This window comes from Mesotoga sp. UBA5847, assembly GCF_002432735.1.
GTDB lineage: Bacteria > Thermotogota > Thermotogae > Petrotogales > Kosmotogaceae > Mesotoga.
Map to the genome: position 1 here is coordinate 22,454 of NZ_DJGL01000037.1, position 25,087 is coordinate 47,540.

20 protein-coding genes and 2 tRNA genes are annotated in these 25,087 nt (G+C 46.1%); 14 read left to right on the forward strand and 8 right to left on the reverse strand.

The window, feature by feature from the left end; genetic code table 11:
* Positions 1–108: 108 nt before the first annotated feature.
* From B3K91_RS03785 to B3K91_RS03805, 5 genes are all read left to right on the forward strand, one after another.
* Positions 109–1,356 carry an MFS transporter gene (locus B3K91_RS03785; protein ID WP_292593444.1) on the forward strand — a complete coding sequence of 416 codons (1,248 nt, stop codon included), beginning with the start codon at positions 109–111 and terminating at the stop codon, positions 1,354–1,356.
* Positions 1,357–1,387: 31 nt separating this feature from the next.
* Positions 1,388–2,509, forward strand: a complete 1,122-nt coding sequence (locus B3K91_RS03790; RefSeq protein WP_292593445.1) for a hypothetical protein — start codon at positions 1,388–1,390, stop codon at positions 2,507–2,509.
* A 238-nt stretch (positions 2,510–2,747) separates the two neighbouring features.
* Positions 2,748–5,825 carry a PD-(D/E)XK nuclease family protein gene (locus B3K91_RS03795; protein ID WP_292594035.1) on the forward strand — a complete coding sequence of 1,026 codons (3,078 nt, stop codon included), beginning with the start codon at positions 2,748–2,750 and terminating at the stop codon, positions 5,823–5,825.
* Entirely contained in the window at positions 5,806–8,730 is a 2,925-nt protein-coding gene (locus tag B3K91_RS03800; protein ID WP_292590093.1) for a UvrD-helicase domain-containing protein, read from the forward strand. Before B3K91_RS03795 ends, B3K91_RS03800 begins: the two co-directional genes overlap by 20 nt.
* Positions 8,720–9,442, forward strand: coding sequence for a PH domain-containing protein (locus tag B3K91_RS03805; protein WP_214060552.1), 723 nt, complete (start codon positions 8,720–8,722; stop codon positions 9,440–9,442). The genes B3K91_RS03800 and B3K91_RS03805 overlap by 11 nt, the downstream gene beginning before the upstream one ends.
* A gap of 11 nt (positions 9,443–9,453) precedes the next feature.
* Here B3K91_RS03805 and B3K91_RS03810 read toward each other — a convergent pair.
* Positions 9,454–9,530: transfer RNA gene (locus B3K91_RS03810), tRNA-Arg, on the reverse strand.
* Between the two features lie 15 nt (positions 9,531–9,545).
* Positions 9,546–9,635: transfer RNA gene (locus tag B3K91_RS03815), tRNA-Ser, on the reverse strand.
* A gap of 431 nt (positions 9,636–10,066) precedes the next feature.
* Between B3K91_RS03815 and B3K91_RS03820 the strand changes: the two genes are divergently transcribed.
* The 4 genes from B3K91_RS03820 (at position 10,067) to B3K91_RS03835 (ending at position 12,476) form a co-directional block, all read left to right on the forward strand.
* Entirely contained in the window at positions 10,067–10,534 is a 468-nt protein-coding gene (locus B3K91_RS03820) for a GNAT family N-acetyltransferase (RefSeq protein WP_214060225.1), read from the forward strand.
* Between the two features lie 266 nt (positions 10,535–10,800).
* Positions 10,801–11,040, forward strand: a complete 240-nt coding sequence (locus B3K91_RS03825) for a DUF2905 domain-containing protein (RefSeq protein ID WP_214060224.1) — start codon at positions 10,801–10,803, stop codon at positions 11,038–11,040.
* A gap of 14 nt (positions 11,041–11,054) precedes the next feature.
* On the forward strand, positions 11,055–12,092 hold the full coding sequence (locus B3K91_RS03830) for an L-threonylcarbamoyladenylate synthase (RefSeq protein WP_214060223.1): 1,038 nt from the start codon (positions 11,055–11,057) through the stop codon (positions 12,090–12,092).
* Positions 12,093–12,119: 27 nt separating this feature from the next.
* The gene (locus B3K91_RS03835; RefSeq protein ID WP_214060222.1) at positions 12,120–12,476 is read left to right on the forward strand and encodes a hypothetical protein; all 357 of its coding nucleotides are present in this window, start codon (positions 12,120–12,122) and stop codon (positions 12,474–12,476) included.
* Between the two features lies 1 nt (position 12,477).
* Here the strand turns inward: B3K91_RS03835 and B3K91_RS03840 are convergent, their stop codons facing one another.
* From B3K91_RS03840 to B3K91_RS03865, 6 genes are all read right to left on the reverse strand, one after another.
* Positions 12,478–12,729: an HD-GYP domain-containing protein gene (locus tag B3K91_RS03840; protein WP_349682098.1), complete on the reverse strand. Its 252-nt coding sequence runs from the start codon at positions 12,727–12,729 to the stop codon at positions 12,478–12,480.
* Positions 12,708–13,550, reverse strand: coding sequence for a PAS domain-containing protein (locus tag B3K91_RS03845; protein WP_292593454.1), 843 nt, complete (start codon positions 13,548–13,550; stop codon positions 12,708–12,710). The genes B3K91_RS03840 and B3K91_RS03845 overlap by 22 nt, the downstream gene beginning before the upstream one ends.
* A 103-nt stretch (positions 13,551–13,653) precedes the next feature.
* Positions 13,654–13,905 (reverse strand): hypothetical protein, encoded by a 252-nt coding sequence (locus tag B3K91_RS03850; RefSeq protein ID WP_214060423.1) that lies wholly within the window; start codon positions 13,903–13,905, stop codon positions 13,654–13,656.
* Positions 13,906–13,983: 78 nt separating this feature from the next.
* Positions 13,984–14,979, reverse strand: a complete 996-nt coding sequence (locus tag B3K91_RS03855; RefSeq protein WP_214060424.1) for a P1 family peptidase — start codon at positions 14,977–14,979, stop codon at positions 13,984–13,986.
* 8 nt (positions 14,980–14,987) lie between these two features.
* Complete coding sequence (locus B3K91_RS03860) at positions 14,988–17,162, reverse strand: ABC transporter permease (RefSeq protein ID WP_292593450.1); 2,175 nt, start codon at positions 17,160–17,162, stop codon at positions 14,988–14,990.
* The gene (locus B3K91_RS03865; RefSeq protein ID WP_292590102.1) at positions 17,155–17,823 is read right to left on the reverse strand and encodes an ABC transporter ATP-binding protein; all 669 of its coding nucleotides are present in this window, start codon (positions 17,821–17,823) and stop codon (positions 17,155–17,157) included. Before B3K91_RS03865 ends, B3K91_RS03860 begins: the two co-directional genes overlap by 8 nt.
* Before the next feature lie 223 nt (positions 17,824–18,046).
* Here B3K91_RS03865 and B3K91_RS03870 point away from each other — a divergent pair, with 223 nt between their 5' ends.
* From B3K91_RS03870 to B3K91_RS03890, 5 genes are all read left to right on the forward strand, one after another.
* Complete coding sequence (locus B3K91_RS03870; RefSeq protein ID WP_292590136.1) at positions 18,047–18,607, forward strand: 5' nucleotidase, NT5C type; 561 nt, start codon at positions 18,047–18,049, stop codon at positions 18,605–18,607.
* A gap of 13 nt (positions 18,608–18,620) precedes the next feature.
* Positions 18,621–21,131: an alpha-amylase family glycosyl hydrolase gene (locus tag B3K91_RS03875; RefSeq protein WP_349680381.1), complete on the forward strand. Its 2,511-nt coding sequence runs from the start codon at positions 18,621–18,623 to the stop codon at positions 21,129–21,131.
* A gap of 41 nt (positions 21,132–21,172) precedes the next feature.
* Positions 21,173–21,514 carry a DUF4258 domain-containing protein gene (locus B3K91_RS03880; protein WP_214060304.1) on the forward strand — a complete coding sequence of 114 codons (342 nt, stop codon included), beginning with the start codon at positions 21,173–21,175 and terminating at the stop codon, positions 21,512–21,514.
* A 94-nt stretch (positions 21,515–21,608) separates the two neighbouring features.
* The gene (locus tag B3K91_RS03885) at positions 21,609–23,180 is read left to right on the forward strand and encodes a tetratricopeptide repeat-containing diguanylate cyclase (RefSeq protein WP_292593451.1); all 1,572 of its coding nucleotides are present in this window, start codon (positions 21,609–21,611) and stop codon (positions 23,178–23,180) included.
* Between the two features lie 14 nt (positions 23,181–23,194).
* Positions 23,195–24,760, forward strand: coding sequence for a tetratricopeptide repeat-containing diguanylate cyclase (locus tag B3K91_RS03890; RefSeq protein WP_292590105.1), 1,566 nt, complete (start codon positions 23,195–23,197; stop codon positions 24,758–24,760).
* Positions 24,761–25,087 lie beyond the last annotated feature (327 nt).

Consider the following 25,087-nt stretch of genomic DNA (forward strand, 5'->3'; position numbering starts at 1 on the left):
CTCATCCCGCTAATCTTAAGAATCTTTCTTATTAAGTAGAACTTCCTTACCCGGAGAGTTTTTCCAGAGTATAATTTCTCTAGCTAAACTCTTCGGGAGGGGTAGTAGTTGCAGATTAAACGAGACAGTCAATTCTACAGATTCGCTGCGTACGGTTTTCTGAAGAACCTTCGTTTCTTTGATCCATTCTTGATACTGTTCTTCAGAGAGATGGGCCTTTCCTTTCTTCAGATAGGGACTCTCATTTCCGTGAGAGAGGTAGCCACGAATTTCCTTGAGCTGCCAACTGGAATAATCGCCGACTTGTACGGGAGAAGGCTATCCATGGTGCTGTCGATGGTGTCCTATCTTTCATCTTTCATGGTCTTCTACTTCTTTCCCAGTTTTTATGTCTATATGATAGCCATGATAGCTTTCGCATTCGGGGAGGCTTTCCGTACCGGAACCCACAAAGCAATGATACTGGAATACTTGAGAATCAATGAGATGACAGACATGAAGGTTCATTACTACGGAGCGACTCGAGCGGCATCACAGTTGGGATCGGCAATCAATGCTTTAATAGCCGCCTTTCTGGTATTTTACTCGGGAAGCTACAAGATAGTATTCCTCGCTTCGGTCCTGCCTTATGCCGCCAACCTCATTAACCTGATGCTCTATCCCAAGGAACTTGACGGCGAGTTGAGGTCCGGAGAAAAAAGAGAAACGATAAAAGCCTTCCTGGGTATTTTTAGGAATGGAGACGCTCTCAAAGGGGTACTGAATTCCTCTCTTTACGATGCGTTTTTTAAAGTTGTAAAGGAATATCTTCAGCCGATACTTGAAGCCCTGGCTCTCGGACTACCAATAATGATAGCCTTCAGCGCAGAACAGAGGACGTCCGTAATCGTAGGCGTAGTTTACTTCGTTATCTACATTGCCACTAGCTATGCATCCAAAAACGCTGGAAAACTAAGCGGCAAGTTTGGAACTGAAGCGAGAGCGCTAAATTACACCTACATTTTCGGTGCAGTTCTAATCATATTTAGCGGTATTTTTCAGATCTTCGCTCTGCAAGTCTTGGCCGTTCTCATCTTCTTCTTTTTGTTCATCCTTGAGAACTTCAGACGCCCCATCAACATTAGCTATATCAGCGATAACATAGATCATAAAACGATGGCTTCAGGTCTCTCGGTAGAATCACAGTTGAAGACTCTGCTGATGGCGATATTCGCTCCCTTGATTGGCTTCATGGCCGACAAACTGGGAGTGGGGTCGGCAATTACGATAGCCGGAGCAGCTATGCTCTGTCTCTTCGCTTTCGTTAAACTTAACCCTCCCAAAAACGTCAAAGATGTTGAAAGCGAAAAAGCTTAACCGCTAGTAAGTCTATTGGGGGTGATTAGTCTTGAGAAAGGTCTTCATATCAATGATTTTATTCTTCCTTTTGGTAACCACAATGGTTTTCACATCAGAGACCGAGAGGGTCGCGGGAGATATTGAGAGGATTATTGTCACTCAGGTTTCTTACGGCGAAAAGAACGGTGAATGGACACAAGTGAAGAGAGAGACGAAGCGAATCGAGGTATTCTCTCAGCAAGGATGGCCGGTTATTACCGCACTTCATACGAATGGAAAGGAATACAGCAGAGTCGAATATACCTACGATACCGCCGGCCTGGTTCTGGAGAGTCGATATTACAGGAACGCAAGTGCAAACTTCACTTCCAAAACACAGTTCAGCTATGACTCTTCTGGCAGGGTCATTGAAGAGAAGACCTATGACTACTGGCCTCCGCTTCTGGGACCAGACAGACTGGTCGAGAGAGTCGAGATCACTTATGAACGAGAAGGTCGGGAGATACACAGAGTGAGGACAAATCAACTCGGCGCGGTTCTTTCAAAGACCAACCGCATTCTTGACGAAGACGGTAGAGTTCTGGAAGAATCGGTTTTTGATGGAAAAAACAAGCTTACTTCGAGGACAATTTACGAATATGACGACTCTCGTCTTTCGAAGATCTTTTCAATAAACAACCTGCTTCCTCTGAACGAAGAAACGATAATCAGCGATGTGGATTTCATTTTCGATAGAAAAATCAACACTTTCTCAGGCGGATCAGTCGTTCAGAGTCTAAGAAGAGTATCGGACGGGTACTTTGAAATTGTCGAAAAGCGTGAAATGGAAGAAGAGGTGGAAGGGACCGTCTGGGTATCACTCCCTGTGGAGCCCTTCTATGCCTCTCTAGAATACTCGGGCTCCCTCAAGACAACCATTTCAAGAAATGCTGAGGGAGAGGTTGTTCTTCTTGAGGCCTTCTGCGGAGAAGAAACAGTGGTGATCGCTGAATACAGTTATGATTCAACCGGCTTGATTACCTCCAGAGAATACATTGCGGGAGAACTCCACCTCAGGATCGAATACACTTTCGATTCTAGAGGAAACTGGATTGAAGAACGGCTGTATAAAGAGAAAAACAATGAGTTCAGTCTCTTGTCAGCAATTGAGAGGATAATCGAATACTATTGAAACGAGCTGCCTGCATCAAAGGTCCCGAAACTCCTCATTAAGCCTTTCCACGTTACTGGAGTCAAGAGCTGCATAAACAGGCAGATCGAATAAGAAGTTAATCTGCCTCAAGGAATCTCGATTTGATTTTCTTCAAGATTGAACTGAGCATCTCTTTGCGAAAATAATTCCGGAATTCAGTCGCTCTTTGTCGGCACTCCTTCGCGGGTGATAGAATCTTACTAGTGGGAGGATATATATGAGAATCACGCTTTTCATCGGGCCTTCGGCCTCCGGAAAAACGGAAAGAATGCTTCAAGAGCTAGAGGCAGCGCACAGGGAAGACCCGTTTTCCTATTTTTTTGTCGGTCCTTCCGGAGATCATGTCAGATATGTCAGAGAAAGCTTTATTTCAAGAGTTGGAACGATTCCCGCTTCCAGATTTCTTGCGATGGATCAGTTTGCCGTCGAGCTTTTCAGCGCACTTAATCCGGCATCGATCCATGTGGGAAACCATCTGATAAGAATGGAAATTGGGGATATTCTCGATCAAATCGGAAGAGAGGAACTCGCCGATTCGCCGGTATTCGTCGATTATCTGCTTGAAATGGTGCACGACGTAAAGGAAAACGGTGGTTTTGGAGAGATGTTCTCTGAAGACGATGAGGTGTCGGCGATTCTCGAGTCAATCTATGTCGAGCTTCAGAACAGATTATCAAAGAAGGGAATTTTCGATACTTTCGATGCTTACACTCAAATCGATGACTGCGAAAGGGATCTCAGATGCGGGGAGTTCGGCAGGTACTTATTCCTCGACGGGTTCCACGACTTCAGTCACGCCCTTAAGCATTTCTTCAAGGCCGTAATTCCAGCTTATGACGAGGTCTTCATCACCGTTCCCCAAGAGCCCGGAAAGGAGTTCCTGTTCTCGAATATCGATTCGATTCTGGAAACGGTAGATGAAATGGGCGAGAATCTACCCGAACTGGAGGTCAGAAGGATTTTTTTCGAAAAGACTCCTCCTTCCAGTGAATTCGAGAGTTTCAAAGACTCTCTTTTCTCATCCGCAAGCGGAAAGCAAGCCTGCGCATCGGTCGATATAGTCGTTTACCCCGATATCTTTGCGGAGATTGAGGGAATATCGAGGTTTGTGAAATCCTTGCTCATATCGGGGCACGAACCGGGCGACATTTCAGTTGTCGCTTCGGACTTCTTCGCTTACAGAAAACTGCTCTCGGGAAAGCTCCGCGAGTATGGGGTTCCCTGCAGAATTGAAGGTGATGAGCAGCTTTACTCCTCTCTCTCGATCAGAAGGTTGATTCTTCCTCTAGAGACTGCTGTTCTGGGTTTCCCGCCTGAGAAGATCATCGCAATGGGCGACTCCGGTTATGGAGGAGAAATAGATTCGAAATTTCTTGAGTACGTATCTTCAATGTCTAGAATAATATACGAGAGGGCAGGTCTCAGGCTGTCGCTCCAAAAGAGAAGACTCTCGTGGCAAGAACACCTTGGAAGGCTTGTTCATCACATTGAAGCGAGGCGCGAGGCCATAATCTCACTGGCCGAGGATGAGCTTGAACTGAGCGCTGCGGAAGAGCTTGCCGGAATCGTTGAACGTATTGAAGGCGATCTTCTGCCCGCAATTGAGAAGATTTTCAGCGTTCTTGAACCTTTCAGAAGCTTGAGAAAGAGGTCGGTGGGAAGTTATCGTGAAATGTTGATTGGCTGGGAGAAGGAACTCTCACTGACAGATACTTTTGATGAGTATCAGAATGACTTGCAGGAGCAGGAATTCGCGGCAGTTAGAAGGCTCTTCGATCACACTCTTACAGATCTGGAGAAACTCCTCAAGTTCATGGGCAAGGAGTTGATCTCTCCGCAAGAGTACTACAGGTATCTAATGGTTGTGCTCAGGCATGACAAATTCCCTCTTTCGAGGAGCAAAGCAAACAGAGTCGAAGTGCAATCGCTTATAAATTCGCGCTTTTCGAAGAAGAAGATCAAGCTGTTTGCCGGCTTCGTGGACGGTGCATATCCCCATGTCAGTTTGAATCCATTGTACAGTTTCACCCAATTTGGGGAGATCAAGCCCAGGGATCTTCTTCTGGATGAGGAGATGCACCAGAGACTGAATCTCCACATATCAGTAAGTTCGGCACTTGAGTCTGTAAGGTTTACTCTTCCCGAGTCAACGGTTGACGGTGAACCAATTCTTCCATCTCCTTACCTGAAGAGCGTTTTGGAGAGTTCGGGGTGTGAAATCCTCCGGGAAGGGAGAAGGGCCGGCAGAAGATTCGGATATATTCCGGAACTGGGATCATCGATGAGTGAATCAGAGCTGAAGATTGCGGCAGCAAGACTGTTCAGAAGCGAAGCATGGAACGATCTTAAGGAATTCGGGCCACTGAAACCGCTCGATTCAGTCCTTACCCAGTTTGGAAGGGAGTTGAGCTGGTCTGTCGAAAATGCAGGAGACCTAGGCAGGATCGTCGGCAAGGTCTTCTCATTCTCGCGTCTGAAGTCCTACGACGATTGCCCATTTTCATTCTTTCTTTCCTACGTTGTAGGTCTCGATATCTCTTTGGAAAGGATTTTTGAGCTAACAGCCCTCGATGAGGGAAACATTTTCCATTCCGTTCTTAGAGATTTCTTTTCCGGAAAGACCAAGGACTGGCAGAGCTCTCTTTCCGAGAATATCTCCAGACACCTGATGCACGATAGCGAGGTAGTCTTTAGGTTTGAATTCGAAAGGCTTAAAGAGATTCTCAGGGACTACATTACTGAAAGAGAATCCAAGAAACCGAACTTCATGCAGGGGGATTTCGTTCCTTTCGCTTTCGAGAAAGCCTTCGGAATTGGAGATACGAAACCGGTAGAACTGCAGTCTGATTTCTTCTTGAGAGGCAAAATCGATCGACTTGATCTCGATGAATCGAGCCGCGCAATGTATCTCATAGACTACAAAAGAGGCGACAGCGGTGACGAAAAGCAGCTTCTCCTGTATTCTATCGTTGCAGACAAACTCTTTAAAGAGAAAGGATACTATGTTGCAGGGGGGGTTTTCAAGACACTGATAGGAAGAGTAGTTAACAAATCTGCCTTTAGAACGATTTCTTCAGACGAAGAGAAGTCCTGGGAGTTTGCGAACAAGAGAAAAACAGAAAGAATCGTTAGGGAGTCTGAGCTTTTTGAATGGCTCCGGAAGATAACCGAAGGAATCTATTCGGGGAGATTTCCACCCTCGTTCATCCGTTCTTCAAACCAGTGCTACAACTGCAAATTCGCAGCTGTCAAGAGAGCGATCACCTGGAGGGAAGGTGGATCAGATAGTGAATAGCGACATGTTTGTCACCGCTTCTGCCGGTACGGGGAAGACATATACACTGGTTAAGGAGTATGTCGGAGTATTTGAAAGAGCATTCAGGCTTGGCGAGCAGCTTGATGTCCACAACGTGGTTGCAATTACCTTCACGAATAAGGCTGCAAGAGAAATGAAGGACCGCGTAATAAGCGAATTTGATCTCAGGATCTCTCACGGTGAACCGGGGAAGTGGAAGTTCTTGAGAAGCAAGCTCTCATACGCCTGGATCTCCACCATTCACTCTTTCTGCGAAAGGATACTGAGGGAGTGCGCCCTCTTCGCGGGCATAGATCCGGGATTTCAGATTATCAACGGAATGAGGAGATCTTCACTTGAGGAAAAGGTTGTCAGGACTTACTTCGAAGAGAACCTGGAATCTATTGAGCCGCTCATTCGGCTGATGGGACTCGATAGGGCGTTTAGATTGATGAAAGATGCATTGTCGAGGGAGAGGCACTCATTCTATCTTAACCCCTCTCCCGTTGAGTGTTCAGGCAGAGATCTGGGCTCGGATGCCGAAATAATCATCGACGGTTCGAAGGCATTCGCGGAATCTTACAGGGCAGTTCTGTCTGATTACGAAATGAGAACTACGGGTTCCGGCCTCCTGGACTTCGATCAACTCCTGACCAGAACGAGAGATCTTCTGCTGAAAATGCCTGATGTGCAGCAGAAGTACAGCAATCGGTTTAGATACATCTTTGTTGACGAATTTCAGGATACAGATGAGCTTCAAAACGAGATAATCAGACTACTTAAGGCCGATGGCAAGAACAATGTCTTCTTCGTAGGAGATGCAAAGCAATCCATATACCGTTTCAGGGGAGCAGACGTCTCGGTCTTCAACAAGACAATGGATACCTTCAAGAGAAGCGGAGCAGCTGTCAAGAATCTCCGGATCAATAGACGCTCACATCCCGACCTTGTCTCATTCCAGAACAGATTTTTCAAGAGAGTGATGCAAGAGAACACTGAAGGTCAATTCTTTCGTTCAGTTTATGGGGAAGACGTCGAATCGATCCCTTACGAAATTGACACTAACTCCTCAAGAGTGAGAATAATTGGCAGTGAGACCTCAGACGACTCAAAGGGAGTGGCAAAGACTATAAGGGCGCTTCTCGAAGAGGAAATTGTTTTCAGAAACAAGTCAGGAGGATGCCTAAAGCGTCAAGTAACTCCTGGAGATATTGCTATACTCCTGAGAACATTTTCCAGAGTTACGAGTTACGAAGCAGCTCTCGAAGAAATGAATATTCCCTTCTATACCGTCGGCAGCAGAAACTTCTACGAAAGGCCGGAGGTCACCGGTCCCCTATCCTGGCTTGATCTCCTCGTCGATCCCTTGAATGATAACAATCTCGCGTCATTCTTGCTATCACCGGCCTTTGGAGCTACACTTGATGAAATGCTCTCTCTGAGGGTTAGACAAGGCATGAGTCGTGCTCCGCTGTATTTCGTTCTGCAGGAAAGCAACGATGGAATATTCGTTCAGTTGAAGGAGCTGCTCGATAAATTTGGGAAGCTCAAACATGTGCTCTCCCCGAGCGATATTCTCCAGAGATTTGTTGATGAAACAGAGTATCTGGCGAAACTGGCAACACTTAAGTCCGGCGAGAGAATGATTGCCAACGTGAAGAAGCTGATTGAGCTGGCCCAGGACCTTGATAGAATGGGTAGTTCCCTCCGCGAGCTTTCCTCAAACATAAGGGCGTTTGTTGATTCAAGTGATGAATCTGAAGCCACTCTCGAGACAGAAGAGTCGGATAGCGTCAAGATACTTACTGTTCACAAGTCGAAGGGATTGGAGTTTCCTATTGTCGTAATTGGCGACATGTACTGGAAAAAAAGAAACTCCAGTAAGCGGCTCTTCTTTGATGAGAAGGGATTTCTCATTACGAAGAGTAAGCCTGACAAAGATGAAGAGGGCCGAATTGGACGACTGGCGAGACAGGAAGAGGAAAAGGAACTGGAAGAAGAGAAGCGGACACTTTATGTTGCCTTATCGAGGGCGCGTGAAATGCTTATTCTTAGTTTAAACGGAAAAGGAGACTCTTCACGCCCATGGTCAATCTTGCTTTCAGGATCTCTGCTAGAGCCGGAAAGCGGCGAGATAAACAGTTTCTTGAAGGAAATAGCCGAACCGTTCTCTCCAGGGGAATTTGCTTCCCTTGAGGACAGATCCTCCAGAACTGAATTCTCTTTGCCGGAAATCGCTTCGGTAATGCCGGTTGCCGATTCTTCTTACGTCAAATACCTCTCGGCGACCTTCATAACTTCTGACTACGAGGCCGAGTTCGAAACTGCATTAGATGCCGGAAGTCCGGACCTCGTGAAGCGAAAGGCAAATATCGGGTTACTGGCCCACAGCATCCTGGAACCGCTGGGGATGAAAAGTGTTCAAGGACTTCCCCTAACTCTGAAATCGATCATCGACGGAGGAAGACCGGTCTCTGTTGACAGGGTTAGCTTCAGCGACGATGATCTGATTGAAGTGAAGAGAGTTCTCTCAGGACTGGTCCAACATCAAATCATCAAGGAAATTGAAGATTCTGAAAGAGTGTTAAGCGAATTCCACTTTCAACATGGGTTCGGGAAGTATGTTTTGATCGGAATTGTTGATAAACTATACTTGAAGGACGGAAAGTGGAGGATTGTAGATTTCAAATACGCGAACTGGAGTCCCGGATTCATCGAAAAGTACCGATTCCAGATGCGGTTCTACCTCTACATTCTCAGAGATCTCTTGTCCCCCGTTGAAGCTAAACTGCTCTTTCTTAAAGACGGAAAGGCAGAGAAGATTGTACTTGAAGATCAAGTAAGCTTTGAGACGGAACTTCTTCAAATGATCTCAAAAGCCGGAGGCGATACGAATGAACCTTAAACCAACACGTCGCTCTTTTATGATCAGGTACTTCATCTATCCTTACTATTTCTTTCTAGGAATCATATTCTATCTGAACTTTGACCTGTCGGGCATAGACGGAAACAATCGCCTTTTTCTTATAGCAATCTGGATAGCCTTGACAGTAGTTCCAGGAATTCTACTGGCTTTCTCCCGAAGGAGATTCGGCTGGTTCTTCTGGCCGGCGCTCTTGAATGCTGCCGGCTGGTTGATAAGGTACGTTTTCCCCGAGAAGACCTACAATGATCTCAAACCGTTGTTCGACAACGGGCCGGTACTTCTTTTCACGGTAGCGGGGCTGCTCGGTGTCGTGTTCGTGGAGATCTACAGGAAATCTTTCAAGTACGAGTTCAGCGATGCCGGAGTGGAGATTACCCACGGAATGTTCAGCGCAAACTCTCATATGATTGTCGCCAGACACATTACAAACGTCATGCTAAAGAGAAACTTCTTCGAACTCATAATGGGAGTTGGTCACGTGATTCCTGTAACCTCGTCTGGAATGGGTTCGGGAGATAGAGGGGTAATGGGAGGCTTTACGACCGATGCAGGAACTCAGAACCTTCGTGGGGGAGCCTTTGTGGGAAGCGTCAGCACTGAGAAAGAGTTTGTTGCAAACCCAGCAAACTGCATATATGGCATATCGAAACCGAAAGATGTGATGGAAAAATTAAAGGAAATGGTTTTATAAAGAAAGATTAATGGCGTGCCCGGGGCGATTTGAACGCCCGGCCTCCAGATCCGCAGTCTAGCGCTCTATCCAGCTGAGCTACGGGCACCCATAAACAATACAATGGCGGAGAGAGAGGGATTCGAACCCTCGGAGGGTATAAACCCTCACGTGCTTAGCAGGCACGCGCCTTCGGCCTCTCGGCCATCTCTCCACCCTACAGAGTTCATTCTATCACGGTGAGGTTGCGGTGTCAATGCAACGTAAGTCTTGAAAACCTCTTCAAAGGACACTGGTTAAGCGTTTCCCAACTCTCCTATCTCATTTCTTTGAGTTTGAATTACTGAAATGAGCGGTTCTCTTTTTCCACCTGAGGATCATTTGCTTGAAGGGATCGGGCCAGCTTCGGTTCAGAAAAAAGCTGGCAAGAATGTAGTCGCATCTTTCGATGTAAAGGCACAATCATAGCAGGGGTTTTATCCAATGAGCTTTTTCGCCTGATGAGTCAGTGATGTCTCTATTCGGCAGCGACCGGTTATCATTAAGGAAGGCTGTTTTCGGGACCGAGGATGAAGTGATTGCTATTGATCAATGTTCAATGCAATAATCGCCTTGAGCTAACAATGATGAAGGAGTGTGAACGAATTGACGATAAGAGAAGTTGAACCAAGAGATGTTGCTGGTCTCAAGGATATCATCATCGATATCGGATGGTTCAAGAACAAGGGTTTTGAAGAGGAAACATACTTGAAGAGCATTGAAAAGATGGTTCAGTGGAGTGTGGAGAAAGACGATCACCTCATTCTCGTTGCAGAAGAGAAAGAGGAGTTGACAGGATACGCCAGCGTGCATTTTATGCCTTATCTGTTCATGGGTGGCGCCGAAGGTTATGTTGGAGAGTTGTTTGTGAAAACACCCTGGCGGGGAAAGGGCATCGGAGGAGAGCTCCTGAGAGGCGCGGTAAATGAATCCAAAAAGAGAGGCTGCTGCAGGATAAGGCTGATAAACATAAGGTCGAGAGAGTCTTATCGCCGAGGATTCTACTCAAAGCAGGGATGGCAAGAAAGAACCGATGCGGCCGACTTCATGCTCAGATTGAACGAATCGGAATGAACTGCGCAAACAGGTTGCCGCTCTAGAGTCGAATCGCTTAGGCTTTCAATAACTCTGGATCTCATTTGGTTTTCTAGAGCTTACGGTCATCTTCCCACCGTAGAGCGCTCATGTGAGGTTTACCGTGATAGCCTGCGGCGTATTTTCACTTTCTGGCTTTTTGAAGGCACTACAACATCTTTCGTGTTATGGGATGGTATTGACTTCACAGACGCTCAATTTGCCTAGCCGGAAAAGGGTCTATAATCTATCTGGAAGGCAAAGAGGTGATTCTTCTGGAGTATCTTGAGAAACTGTTGATCAGAATTGGGCTTGTCTGTATAACGGTCGCGCTTGTTCTATTTCTGCTGCGAAGAGTCGGTCTGAATTTTGGAAGACTTCCTGGAGATATTCACATAAACCTAAGTAATTTCGAATTGTGGCTCCCGATCACTTCCGGACTAATAGTGAGTGTTATAATTACGGGAGCCCTTTGGCTCTGGAGAGTAATTAGAAGGTTTCTTTAACCGACGGAGGAAGAATGGATACTGTCTATTTACGGGTGAATTCCGAGAACCCCGATGAAGCAATTCTGAAGAAGGCTGCAGAACTAATCAGGAAAGGCGAACTTGTCGTTTTTCCTACGGAGACTGTTTATGGATTGGGCGCGAATACCTTTGATGAGACGGCCATCATGAAGATTTTTGAGGCAAAAGGCAGGCCCCAGGACAATCCACTGATAGTTCACATTTCTACCATGGAAATGTTGAAACAAATCGTATCACAAGATGTCGAAAGTTTTTCGGCTCTAATGGATCTTGTCTGGCCAGGGCCGGTGACGCTGATCTTCGAGAAAAGCAAGGAAATACCTGACTCCGTTACTGCGGGGCTGAAGAGTGTGGCCGTCAGATTTCCTTCCCACCGGGTGGCCCAAGAACTGATACGACTCTCGGGTGTTCCTATCGCAGCGCCCAGTGCAAACCTCTCAGGCAGACCAAGCCCCACAATGGAAGAACACGTGATCGAAGACATGGACGAAAGAGCAAGCTGCACAATCCTTTCGGGTTCGACGGTTTTCGGACTGGAATCTACGATTATTGATCTCTCAAGAGGAAGACCCTCCCTATTGAGACCGGGCCCTGTCGACCCGGATCAACTGAAGGGAGTCCTTCCAGATCTTCTTGTTCCGGACTTTGTTTCGGGCAGAAAAGAGTATCTTGGTGATCCAATGTCGCCGGGTTTGAAATACAGACATTATTCTCCAGACATTCCATTAATACTCGTCGAAGGAGAGACCGGAATGGTTGTCGCAAAGGTGGGAATAGTGGCTGGAAGAAAGAAGTCTCTCGTTCTTTGTTCTGAAGAAATGAAGGACTATTATCCCGTTCAGGTCAAGAAGGTCGTTCTCGGTTCGAGAGATAACCTCCTTGAGGTTGCCTCGAACCTCTTCAAAGAACTGAGAAATAAAGAGAACATGGAATACTCTCAGATCATTGCCGAGCCTTTCCCTGAAACAGGTGTGGGACTTGCAATCATGAACAGGCTGAGGAAGGCGGCTTGGAAAATTGAAAGGGCTTAGAATTCGGACTCGGGGAGAGTGGCTAGTTTGAAAAAAAGACTCAAGAATCTTTCGGGAGAGATATTCGTCCTACTGGGAACGGTTATCGTTGCACTGGCTTTCTACCTCGTCTTTACCTGGGGCGACAGGGCCGTGACGATGATCGAAATAACCGTGGTCGAGAAAGTCGACAATTCCGAAGCCGGAAAATCCGATTATAGAGTGACGGCAGATACTGGAGAGGAATTCGTGATCCAAAACGCCGAAAGCCAGGGATTCTATGCTGCTTCAAAGGTCTTCAAGATGCTTGAAGTCGGAAGGACCTATCAGGCGCTTGTAACTGGAAGAAGAATACCCATTCTTGGCATGAAGAGAAATATCATAGAGGCGATACCCTCTCCATGATCTACTCGAAAGTGAATCCATCTTCCAGCGAATCGACACAAGCCCTCGTAACCGAACGATCGTAAAGGGTACCTGCTCCGGAAGTGATCTCTTCTATTGCCACCTCTGTTCCAAGTGCCGGCCTGTAGGGTCTGTGCGACGATATTGCTTTGACGACATCTGCCACAGCGATCATTGTTGCCGGCAGGAGTATCTCCTCTCCCTTTAGCCCGTTAGGGTATCCAGAACCGTTTAGCCTCTCATGGTGTTGTATCGCGTAGTCGGCGCGATCGGAAAATCAAACTCAATTTCCTTTAGAACTTCATAGCCAAGCCTAGAGTGCTCCTTGATCATTTCAAACTCTATATGATTAAGTCTCCCAGGCTTGCTTAGAATCTCGGAGGGGATCCAGAGTTTCCCGATATCGTGGAGAAGACCGCATGTCCTTATGTTCTCGCAAAGTCTATCCTTAAGTCCCATTCTCCTGGAAATCGAGACTGCAAGAAGCCCCACTTTTCTCTGATGCTCCGAAGTGTACGGATCTCTTATCTCCACAATTCTGGGAAGCGCATTAATTGTGATTGTTAAGGTAGCCTCGAGTTTTTTCTTACTCTCCTCGGCCTCTCTTCTCGCTACCGTAAGATCTGTAACGTCTGAGATGAAGCCTTCGACGAACACTTCGCCCCCACTTTCGCCGGCAACTACCTTTCCCCTTTCAAGAACGTACTTGAGCTGACCCGACCTGGTCACTATCCTGTACTCCATCTCGTAGTGATCGCCTGCTGTAAAAGACTCCTGGATTTGTTCCCACACCATTTCCCTATCCTCGGTGTATATCAAATCCGAGTAAGGCAGTTCCTTGTTTCCAATAATCTCCTCTGGCCGGTAACCAGTGAGCTCCATGATCCCTCTGCTGACTACTTCCATGGTCCACTCTCTGTCGTTTTTGCATCTGAAAGCGATTCCGGGAAGATTAGAAACCAATCTGCCAAGCTCTGGTTTGCTCTCTTCCAGCTTCGTGCAAACCTTTACCGAATCGCTGACATCATCATAAACGACTGCAATAACGCCTTCGTTCGGTCTGTAAACCGCCATGTCTCTCAAGATATCGGTTCTCGAATCCGAGTGGCGATTCGGACTAATGTGACGGGGAACACCTGTGATATTGACTTCCCTTATCAAATCTATGATTCAGAAATCAGCGGCGCCAGGAATAGCCCTCGAACTCCTCTGCGACAAGCTCATCTCTTGAAAGACGTTCTTTTCTGAGGGCGGCGGGATTCGCATTGAGGATGGTACAGCTCCCGCCTTTCGATACACTGCAGAGCAGAATGACGTTTCTTGCCAGAGAAAAGAGATCAATGTAGCTGGCAGTGTCGATACTGGAACTGCAGTCATAACATGACCGGGAGTCTTCCTTGAAATCCTGTCTGGAATTCGAATCGCCCATTTTCGTCTCCAAATTAGTAGATGCTAGATCAAATCGTTCTTAGAGTGTCTACAAAATCACCGGCGGAACTCTATTTGATCAGAGGTCTGATTGCATCGCGCTTCTTAAAGAGTCTACAGACCCTTTGAATCCGGTCATAGCGCCCGAGCAGAGCATCGAATCGACTATGGCTTCTGCGCACGCCCAGACGGCTGCCCTGAATATTTCACTCTGCGTGTTCCCTTCGTTCATTAGGCTCTGCTCGGACAGACTGTACTCTCTGGATGTAGTGAAAGCAAGTGAAATGTCTCCACTTCCGTGGTGCCCTGGAGCTCCCAGTAGCCCAATAGCAAGATTCATGTGGCGCGTTACTCTCTTCAACTGATGTGGCATCAAAGGCAGATCTGTTCCCAGGATCATGATGAGCGATCCTTTCTCACGATCGGGATCCTGTAGCTTGGGACGCAATTCCAGAGAAGGAATTCTAAGGTCGGACGATCTTCCGAAATTTGAAAGAACGAAAACCCCCAAGGTGTATTTCCTGCCTCCGAACTCGACGATTCTTGAAGACGAACCGATCCCGCCCTTATAACCAAAGCAAACCATCCCGGTCCCCGCGCCACAGCTGCCGAGCTGGAAATTCTTTTTCGCGTCCCCGACCGCATCGGTAACCATCTCTTCTTTTATCGCAAGAGCTCGAATTTCATTTAGAAAGCCATCGTTGCACTCCATGACGACTACGTTTAGCGACGACAATTCAGGATTACTCTGGAGGGCGAGCCTTACCGCACCTTGATGTACGGCTCCAATTGAAAGTGTGTTGGTCAGAAAGATATCGCTTTCGATCGTCCCGAGTTCTTCTATCTGAATAAGACCCATCGACTTTCCATAACCGTTGAAGACGCTGGAAGCTGCCGGGACGGGCCGTTCATATACGTAAGGAATCCTTATGACGCTTATTCCCGTTCGAAGACATCTCGGTGAATCCTCAGTCAAAGTGTAATGCCCGACTCGTATTCCCTCAAGATCGGTGATCTTGTTCAAAGGCCCCGTTTCGTAACCGTCTCCTGGGTAAGCGAGCTCTCTATATCTCATCTCTTCACCTATCTTTCGATAATTGATATTGGATCTTGTTTCGAAATCAAGAATCTTGCCGTGATTACTCCGGCCAACATAACAATAACGGTCATTACAGAGATTCTGAAAAGCGTCTCAGGAACTACGATCGAGGAAATGTAAAGTCCCCGAAGAAAGACCGATGTAAAAATCTGCCAGCAGATCGTAGTCAGAAGATATCCAATTGCTGCGCCCAGGAAAAGCACTAATGACAGTTCTCCGAAAAAGAGAAGACCAATCTCATCTCTACTCTGTCCCAAAATGTTCCTGATTGATATCTCGCTCCGTCTCGCCAAGGTCACCCTTGTAACAGTAACCAGGCCGATTATTATGACGACGATTAACTGAAGATAGATGATTATCGACGAAATCAACTCCATGAACTGCGTCTCGGCACGGATCTTCAACTCGAAAGTCTTCCTGTCGACCAATTCCACCTGACCGGCCTCGGAGGCGAAACTTCTTATTTCACCTGCAAGATTACGGTCGTCGTATAATACCAGGAGACCGGCAGATTCTATTCTGTCTTGCACTAAGACACCAGCGAGACTTTCTAGATTCGGCAGAACCTCCATCGAAGAGTAATCCAACCCCCTGACAGAACCATTGACAATTAAGTCGAAAAGACTCCTGCTAACATACAGCGTACCGGCCGCCGGATCTTCGTCGAATATTGAGAGAAGTCTCGAATGCTCAGAAGATACAACAGGAATGAAGAGTTTCGAGGTGCCAAACATAAGCTTTACATCCAGCTCGAGAAGATCGGCAGGAAGAACAGCCGTCGATTTCGATGAGATTTCTTCAGGAAGCCTGATCTCCTCCAATGCCGAGGTCTGAATATAAGAACATTGATCGAACAACCAGCCGCTGTCTCGAACAGTATCCGTCAATGAAGATAGAAGCAAACCAAAAACGGTCACTAGCACGGCAAACGCGGTGATGTTAACAAAAAGAGATCTGTAACCATCGCTTCTCAGAGGAAATTGGAGCCAGGGCAAACCGACATTCCTGAATCTGTTCTTGAGCAGACCGACTCTTTCTTCAGAACTCTTCAGAAGACCGACGAGATCTCTTCTCAGATGTCTTCCTATAAGTATCTGAGATAGAACAATCGTAGTGAACGGTATAAATAACGTGCAAATAGATGAGACGGCGCTGTCGCCTATATAAAGTCCATTGGGCGTGAAAAAGCGATCTTCGAATAGTGAAAGAACGGCTCCACCTGCAAGGAGGCCAAGGATCCAGCCAGCAATTCCCTGATAAAGCGACTCCAGAAAGAGTCTTACCTTCAAACTCGCGGGAGAATGACCTATGGCAGTAAGGATAGCATACTCCTTCCTTCTTTCACGAATGCTTACCGAATTAAGCATTGTAAGAGCTATTATGAAGACCAGAGAGACAAAGAGATTTGTCAAGAAGACTCCCAAATAGTAGCTTGCGTACTGCCTTTCAAGGGTCTCCCGGGAAGAAACAGGTCCTTCGATCGAAACTGAAAGCTCTTCTCCGATGATCCTTGATCTCAGCTCGTTTTCAACTGCCATTAGGAAACCATCCTCAGCGAATACAAGGAAGCCAAATGATCCCCTGCCCCTCGAAATCCCCGACGGCCCCAGTCCAAACACCGATGGTCCTTCCAGAGATGCGACCACTGTATATAGACCTACGCTCGACATTTCGGAGATCTCCTCATAGACATTTTTCAGATCTACTCCTGAGGCTCTTAGAAATGAATCGGAGACAATAATTTCATTTGTCCCTGGGGAAAATACCGTCCCTTCTGAGATGTAGGCATTGCTCTCCCGCAACATTCGAGATATCTCCGTCTGCTTGATTCCATAAACAGGGAAATTGGCTCTTGCACTTCCGAAAAGGTTGTAGCCGAGATAGGCGATATCTACCGGGATAACATCTGAAAGACCAAATACGTCTTCGAAAATCTCGGTAAGACTATTGTCAATCGATTCATCTCTTCCACTTTCAGAGAGATACTGTACCGTAATCCAGCTCTCATTGATCTTTGCTATCCTGCTTCTCGTCTCTCCGAAGGAAAGAAAGATTGAGCTAATTACAAGGCTCATTGATACACCAAGAGCGACAACGAATATGAAGACCAGTATTCTGCCCGGTCTTCTTCTGAGATATAGCCACATGTATTTAAGCATTCACACCAACCTCATAGACCTGGCCATTCTCCACTTTGAGTTTTCTTCTGAAATTACCTATAATCTCAGACGAATGAGAAACAAGTATCAGAGTCGCACCAGACTTCGAGCAATAAGACTTCAAGAGCTCTATTACCCTGCTACCATTTTCGTTATCCAGGGAAGCGGTCGGTTCATCGGCGAAAACAACCTTCGGACCGGCTATCAATGCTCTTGCCACTGCTACCCTCTGACTCTGCCCAAGCGAGAGCTCATACGGGAATCGCTTGAGAAGTTGGTTCAATCCAAGCGCAGTAGTGATTTCTTCGAGCCTCTTTCTTGCTCCTCGCTTTTCTTTCAGGGGGAGCAGAATATTCTCCCTGACAGTCAGATGGTTTATCAAGAAGTGTTCTTGAAACACAAAGCCGAACTCTTTGCGCCGAAGTTCGGCTTTTGCGGAAGGAGTAAGAGCCGTAAGCTCCTTGCCTTCGTATTTGACTTCTCCGCGACTTGGCTCCTTTAGTGTGCTCATAATGAAGAGAAGCGATGACTTCCCAGAACCCGAAGGGCCGAATATCCCAACTTCTTCTCCCTTCTCTATCTTGAGGTCAGTCGATTTGAGCGCCGCCAGAGCCTGCTTCTTCGTCTCATATATTAATGCGACTTCTTTCAATTCGAACATCCTACTTCCTCCCTTTGAGAAGACCTACTCTGATTATCCCACAAACACTTCGCAGTGGAAAACCTGGCGAATCAGGCTTTTTTAAATTGACGAGACCAAATCGGGCTCAATCATAATTGTGACCACTCAAGAATTCAGTTACAAGAATTCAGTTAAGAGACTTCCCCTTGAGAGATAATAATATGATATATACTCTTCTATACGGAGGTGAACCGTGAAGATAATGATAGATATTGATGACATCCTATCGAACTTCAATCTTGCATTCCTGAAGATCGCGAATGAAATGTTTGAAGAAGTGCCAATGGATGTTGAGGTCAAGGTATGGGACTTTTGGAAAAGCGTGCCCAATCTCACTCTCGATATGGAAGAAAGGGTGTGGGAGAGAATTAGAAATACTCCGAACTTCTACGAGTTTCTTCCTCCATATGCAAGTCCAAAGGAACTGAAGCGGCTGGGTAGTCTTGTCGCCCAGGGCTGCCACGAATTCTACTTCATAACTTCGCGTTTTCCTACAAAAGGAAGAAGTGTTCAGCTGCAGTCTCAGAGATGGATTCAGAAGAAAATCGGCGAACCGGTATCGGTAATTGTAAGCTCCAGAAAGGGTGAGCTTTGCAAGGTTCTTGGCATCGATTATGCAGTAGACGATGCACCTCATCACGTAGAGAATCTGCTCGATCACGGAATCAATACATACATAATGGATTGGCCTTACAACAGACACATCGATCACAGACTCAGGGTGAAGAACCTGGGAGAGTTTCTGGACAGTGTTTTGATCTAGTAGAAAACCGGAGGTGAGAGGTTTGAAAAAGATACTTCTTGCTCTTCTTCTTTCAGTCTTCTTAACTGGAAGCATCTTTACAGCAACAACATGGGAAGATCAAGTCATTTACTTCATCATGATCGACCGTTTTTCAAACGGAGATCTATCCAATGACGACATGGGATATGGAGAAGCCGGTACCGACAACTCGCGATACAACGGCGGAGATCTCGCCGGGATAATCGAGAGGCTAGACTACATAAAGGGATTGGGCGCAACGGCAATTTGGATAACCCCACCGGTGGCCAATCAATGGTGGAATCCATGGGTGAATTACGGTGGTTATCATGGATACTGGGCCAGAGATTTCAGGATGATTGATGAGCATTTCGGTGACGTTGCACTCTACAAGAGACTCGTTGAAGCCGCCCACGATAAGGGCTTGCTGGTAATACAGGATATCGTTCCCAATCATGTGGGTGACTATTTTCGTTTCGTAGATGGACAGTTCGAACTCAACTCCGAAAGCGTCCCGACCTCTTCTCCCGAACAGCACCCCTTCTCACTAAACGATTTCAATAATCATAAGGATGAGAGTATTTATCACTGGACTCCCGATATCTATGACTTCAATGACCCTTATCAGAAGCTGAACTACCAGATGTCCGGTCTGGACGATCTCAACACGGAAAATCCTGTGGTAATCTCAGCACTTAAGGATTCTTTCACTTTCTGGATCGAAGAGGCCGATATTGATGGATTGAGGATCGATACAGTAATCTACGTTCCTCTAGAATTCTGGGACGAGTTTCTGAATGGTGAAGAAGGTATCTACGAAGCTGCCGTGAAGAACGGCAAACCTGAATTCATAACATTTGGCGAGGCCTGGGTTAGAAGCGACCCCTTCGACGATGCTGGGGAAATGGTTATAAAAGAGTTTTTCGAAGCAGGAATGAATTCCATGCTGGATTTTCCGCTGAACATTGAACTGAGAAGTGTATTCAAAGAAGGGAAACCAACAGCGAATATCGGATACAGACTTGAGGCGCGGCAGAGCCACTTCGATCAAACCAGGCTATTGACTTTCATCGATAATCACGACATGGAACGATTCTTGAAAGGGTCAGGATTGGCAAATCTTAAACAGGCTCTGGCCTTCATTTTCACGATTCCCGGCATCCCGGTGATCTATTACGGCACTGAGCAAGGCTTTGTAGAAACTAGGGCAGCGATGTTCGCCGGAGGTTTTGAGTCTGGTGAAATCGACCACTTCGATTCTCAATCTGAGCTCTACAGATATATAAGCGAACTCGCAATGCTGCGACAGGAATACCCTGCGCTGAGGTATGGGGAGGTCAAAGTGCTAAAAACCGACCCCAATGGGCCTGGGATCTTTGTCTACAGCATTGAACATAACGAAGAGAAGATCTTTGTTTTAATGAATACTTCGGGAGAACGTAGGATTCTAGCTAATTTGGATACCGGCCTTGGAGTGGGTCAGTTAATCAAGCCGATTTACACTTTCAATTCGCTCTCCAAAAGCTATCCTGTCGAACAAGGCGGGAAACTCGTGATGACCATGAACCCACGCTCCGTCTACGTGGGAATCGCTTCCGAAGAAACTCGTGAAGTTGAGACACCTGAAATCAAGTTTAACGCGAACCTCGAGGATTTTCAGAGGATCGACTCAACTTATACTGTGACAGGAACAGCTTCGGGAGCCTCCTCCGCGCGGATAATATTCGACATGAGAATTGAAGAGGCAGAAGACATCGAAATAGTCAGCGGAGAGTGGTCTTACGAATGGGACATTTCGAAGTTTGACCCGGGAATCCATTCAATTCTATTCAAAGTCTACGGTGATACAAGAAGAGAATCGATCTACAGCGATGATTACCGAGTGATTCTCGATATTCCGGAATTGCTTCTGGCTTCGATTTCAGATCCCGAAGGAGATGACTGCGGTCCGGAATGCAGGTACAAATATCCTACAGACATCACTTTCAAGAACCAGATGGACCTGCTAGAGGTTGAAGTCAAGCAGATAGGAGCTTCGATGGTTCTGGGGATTAGAATCAAAGATCTAACCGACTCATGGGGACCACAGAACGGATTTGACCATGTTACCTTCCAAATATTCGTAGATGATCCCAACAGAAAGGGATCAACCGACCTGCCGTTCCTAAACGCGACTATGCCTGACGGACTGGACTGGGATTACTTTATCTTCGCAAATGGCTGGTCAATAGTTGCGTATTCTTCTGAAGGTAGTGGCCCGAAGTCGTTTGGAACTCCCATATCCCTCACTCCACTGGTACAAACGAATAGAATGAATAACGAAGTAATTCTCAGGATTCCCGGCGAGACGGTCGGAAGACCAGAGAGTTTTGAGGAGTTCAACATCTACGTAACTACTTGGGACTTCGATGGAATCGAAGCGGTATATCGAGACATCTATCCTGAACCAAAGAGCTACCATTTTGGAGGCGGAAGCAAAGAAGACCCTTATATTATGGATGACATCCTTATAAGGATAGAATAGGAGGATAGAGAGAGGCCTAGAAACAGCTTCGGGAGGAGATTATGCTTTTTTTGCTTGTTGTGATTCTGGCCGTGATAGTCGCTGCTTCTCTAATAAGGTCGATGAGTCAGGAAGATGAAGATAATGGAGAGGACATACAAGAGAGCACCGAGATCTCATTTAGTCAGCATGCCGTTTCAAGAATGGATGAAAGAGGAATTGAACCGGAGAGAATAAAGCGCATTCTCGAAGAGGGTCGCAGGGTGGAAATTGCCAATTACAACAGACTGAAAGTAACGGACGACGAAATCACCGTGATACTCGAAAAGAGACTCTCTAACTTCGAAGTTGTCACGGTATATTGGAATAGTGGCGAGCGTGAGGAATCGCTACTAGATGATTGACAAAGAAATTCGTGATTCATTAACCGAGCCATATGTTCAGGTTTCTTATGAAGATATCTTATAGCCTAAGACCCTCTCAGAAAGCGGGGACAAGATGGAAGAAAAGAAAGATAGAGTTGTTGAATTGTTAAGAGAATACATGTCTTTGCCCGAGGAGGAAGTCCCCAAGAGGCTGGTCTTCTTGAAGGAAGCAGTTTCGATCCTCAGTGATCAGGGGAAGACCCTTGCTGCCCACCAAATAATCGATAGAGAAATCAAGAAGTTCGATCACTTCGATTCTCTGGAAATGGCAGGTTTGCTGAACACAATGGTGAAACTGAGCGCGCTTGTCGGTGAATTTTCACAGGCAGTTGAATATTCGCGTAGAGCACAGGCTATCTGTGCTGAAAAAGGCGAAAAGGAATTGTATACGAGAGTTCTCATAAACACGTCCGGACTTTACTTGAAGATGAATGATTTTGGCAAAGCTCTGGCCAATGTGAACAGAGCTTTGGAGATAGCAAGAGAGAATGGGGACGAGATTAACGTTGCATGCTGTTTAAACAATATCGCAATTATCACGGAAAATGGAGAGTATGAAGAATCGGGGATTCCATACTTTGAAGAGGCAATAGAGATAAAGGAAAGGCTCAATATGAAGACTGAGCTACTGAATAGTTATCTCAATCTTGCCGAGCTGTACTACGAATCGGGGAGAAAGACCGATGCCAGAGAGCTTTTGTCCAGAGCGAAATCATTGGGTGAAGAAAACGAAGACCAACACGTTATTGTAGAGACGATGAAATACGAAGCCCGTTTCTTGAAAGGCGAGGGAGATTTCACCTCGGCAATCAGCCTGCTTGAGGAAGTCAGGGAATACCATCAAGAAAATGGAAACAAGACTGAATTGCTTGGAGTATTGAACGATATCTCTTCAGTGTATGAGTTGATGGGAAACTCAAAAGAGGCCTTGAACATGTTCAAACAGATAACGGAATTGAGCCGGAGTATTTTCAAGGAAGAACAGGCAAGGTCGATAGCCCAGCTGGAATCATCATTCGAGGCGAGGGAAAAACTCAGGGAAATCAACGACCTGGCAGAGCAAAACAAGAGACTTAGAACGGTCAATGAAGAGATATCGGAGAAAAACAACGAACTCCAGGAAATGAAAGCCAAGCTGGAGGAAATTAATAAGCTTCTGGAAAAGCAGGCGGAAACCGACCCATTGACCGGGCTGTTGAATCACAGGAAGATGAAATCAGTGCTGGACAGTGAGATTTCGAGAGCAGAGAGATACGAAACTCCCCTGACTATGATAATGCTTGATCTAGATGATTTCAAGTCCGTTAATGATTCTTTCGGCCATTTGAAAGGCGATGAACTTCTTGCCGACATCGGAGAATCTATAAGGTCATCTATCAGAAAGAACGACTTTGCCTTCAGATACGGAGGCGAAGAGTTCCTAATCCTCCTACCTTGCGCAGATGTGGAAAAGGCATCGGAATTCTACTCGAGAATGAAGAGATCCCTTCAGGAGAAGCTTGATATTGAGGTCTATTTCAGTGCGGGTGCAAGGCAGTGGAAAGGGGAGTCCTCGGACGAATTCATTTCCATTGTGGACAAATTGCTCTATGAGGCAAAAGCAAAAGGAAAAGACAGGCTTGAGATAAGTGAAGCAGCTATTTGAGAAAGGTGGATGAAATGAGTCAGAAAGATCACGAGAAGAGCTACACTGATTATTACGAGGAGTATCTTTCAAAAGATGAGTCTTGTGTAGAGGAAAAGCTGGCGCTTCTCAGGAAGTTCCAGCAAGCTTTGACAAGCTCGGGAGAGACTCTCATCGCCTTTGAGACCGTAAGCAGGGAACTGGAGAAATTTAGCGGACTAACCAGTCGCGAGATGGGTCTTGCATACAATGGTATGATTAGAATCAGTTGTCAATCAGGTGAGTTTTCAAAGGCCCTTGAATATGCTTCCGATGCAATTGCTATCTTCAATGAATTGGGAGAAGAAAAGTTACTGTCGATGGTCTACAACAACATCTCCGGTGTCTACTTGAAAATGGGAGATTTCGAGACATCAGTAGAATATTCTGAGAAGGCGGTTTGCCTTGCCAAAAAGAATAACGACGAGCTATCACTTGCCAAGTATCTAAATAACAAGGGAATTGCTATTGAAAACATCACGGAGGACGGTTCAGGTGTGCCGTTTATCCAAAAGGCAATTGAAATCAAGGAGAAGAACTTTCTTAAGGGAGATCTGCCCAATAGCTATATGAATCTTGCCGATATCTTCCTTTATACCGGAAGAAAGAGCGAAGCAATTGATCTCCTAAGGAAGGCCCGTAAGATAGCAAGTGAAAACTGCGATGATTACTCTCTTGCAGATATATGCCGCTACGAAGCAGAGTATTACGAGGCGACGGGAGATCTAGACTCTGCTCTGGAAGCCCTTGAACATTCACTCGAATATCACAGATCGAAGGGAAACAAATCGGACATCCTTCACAGGCTAAAGGCCGTCTCCAAAATCCAGGAGGCAAAGGGAGATGTTGATGGAGCTTTGGAAAAATACAGGGAGATAGCAAGACTAAATTCCGAGGTATTCAGGGAAGAAGAAGCCAGAGTGATTGCAAAGCTGGGAGCGACCTTTGCTACCGTACAGAAGCTCAAGGAAATAGAGGAGATGACGGAGAAGAACCATGAAATTGACGAAGCTAACAGGTTAATGATTGCGAAGAACAAAGAACTAATAGAGGTGCAAAACCAACTGGAATTGGCAAATCGACTTTTGAAGGAGAGAACCGAGACAGATCCGTTGACCGGTCTTATGAACCAGAAGAAGATGTTTGAAGTACTTGAATACGAAATCAATAGAGCAAAAATGTACGGTGGGAGTCTCTCCGTAATAATGATTGACATTGACGATTTCAAGCAATTCAATGACACTTTCGGGCATCAGAAGGGAGACGAGATACTTGAGGCCTTTTCTTCACTTATCGCTTCCAAAACAAGGAGTATCGACTATGTTTTCAGATACGGCGGAGAGGAATTTGTCATCTTACTGCCTTCAACCGGTCTCGAAGGGGCCTTATCTACGGCAACCAGAATACTTGAGTCAGTGAACACATCAGAAGAATTGAAGATAACCTTTAGTGCCGGTGTTGCCGAGTGGAACCAGGAACACTCTCGTGAGTTATTGCTGAAGACAGACAGATTGATGTACGAGGCAAAGAGAATGGGCAAGAACAAAATCCAATATCAGTAAGGCTTGCATCCGGGAGATGCACAATGAAAGACGAAAGATCGGTCGATGGGATTCTTAGAGAGTACAGAGTTTCTATGGAATGCTCTTTGAAGGCGATGAACCGCTACACGGAACTGGGCCTATCCTGACGATGCTAACGATGTGATTGGAAACAGTGAAGCGACCGCATCTACGTGGATGAGCTCGATAAGAGAATAGAATACACTGACAGAGCTATCCAATACTCACTGGCAAAGGAAAACCGGTTATCTACGTCGATATTAATGAAGAATTGGGGGATAATCCTCAACAGACTCGGGAAGAAAGTGAATAGATTGAGCTTCATTA

Excerpts from the sequence above, each read along its gene's own strand:
- B3K91_RS03865 (WP_292590102.1), bottom strand. The coding sequence starts at position 17,823 with ATGTTCGAATTGAAAGAAGTCGCATTAATATATGAGACGAAGAAGCAG.
- B3K91_RS03885 (WP_292593451.1), top strand. The coding sequence starts at position 21,609 with ATGGAAGAAAAGAAAGATAGAGTTGTTGAATTGTTAAGAGAATACATG.
- B3K91_RS03860 (WP_292593450.1), bottom strand. The coding sequence starts at position 17,162 with ATGCTTAAATACATGTGGCTATATCTCAGAAGAAGACCGGGCAGAATA.
- B3K91_RS03880 (WP_214060304.1), top strand. The coding sequence starts at position 21,173 with ATGCTTTTTTTGCTTGTTGTGATTCTGGCCGTGATAGTCGCTGCTTCT.
- B3K91_RS03795 (WP_292594035.1), top strand. The coding sequence starts at position 2,748 with ATGAGAATCACGCTTTTCATCGGGCCTTCGGCCTCCGGAAAAACGGAA.
- B3K91_RS03870 (WP_292590136.1), top strand. The coding sequence starts at position 18,047 with ATGATAGATATTGATGACATCCTATCGAACTTCAATCTTGCATTCCTG.
- B3K91_RS03890 (WP_292590105.1), top strand. The coding sequence starts at position 23,195 with ATGAGTCAGAAAGATCACGAGAAGAGCTACACTGATTATTACGAGGAG.
- B3K91_RS03855 (WP_214060424.1), bottom strand. The coding sequence starts at position 14,979 with ATGAGATATAGAGAGCTCGCTTACCCAGGAGACGGTTACGAAACGGGG.
- B3K91_RS03830 (WP_214060223.1), top strand. The coding sequence starts at position 11,055 with ATGGATACTGTCTATTTACGGGTGAATTCCGAGAACCCCGATGAAGCA.
- B3K91_RS03845 (WP_292593454.1), bottom strand. The coding sequence starts at position 13,550 with ATGGCGGTTTACAGACCGAACGAAGGCGTTATTGCAGTCGTTTATGAT.
- B3K91_RS03850 (WP_214060423.1), bottom strand. The coding sequence starts at position 13,905 with ATGGGCGATTCGAATTCCAGACAGGATTTCAAGGAAGACTCCCGGTCA.
- B3K91_RS03805 (WP_214060552.1), top strand. The coding sequence starts at position 8,720 with ATGAACCTTAAACCAACACGTCGCTCTTTTATGATCAGGTACTTCATC.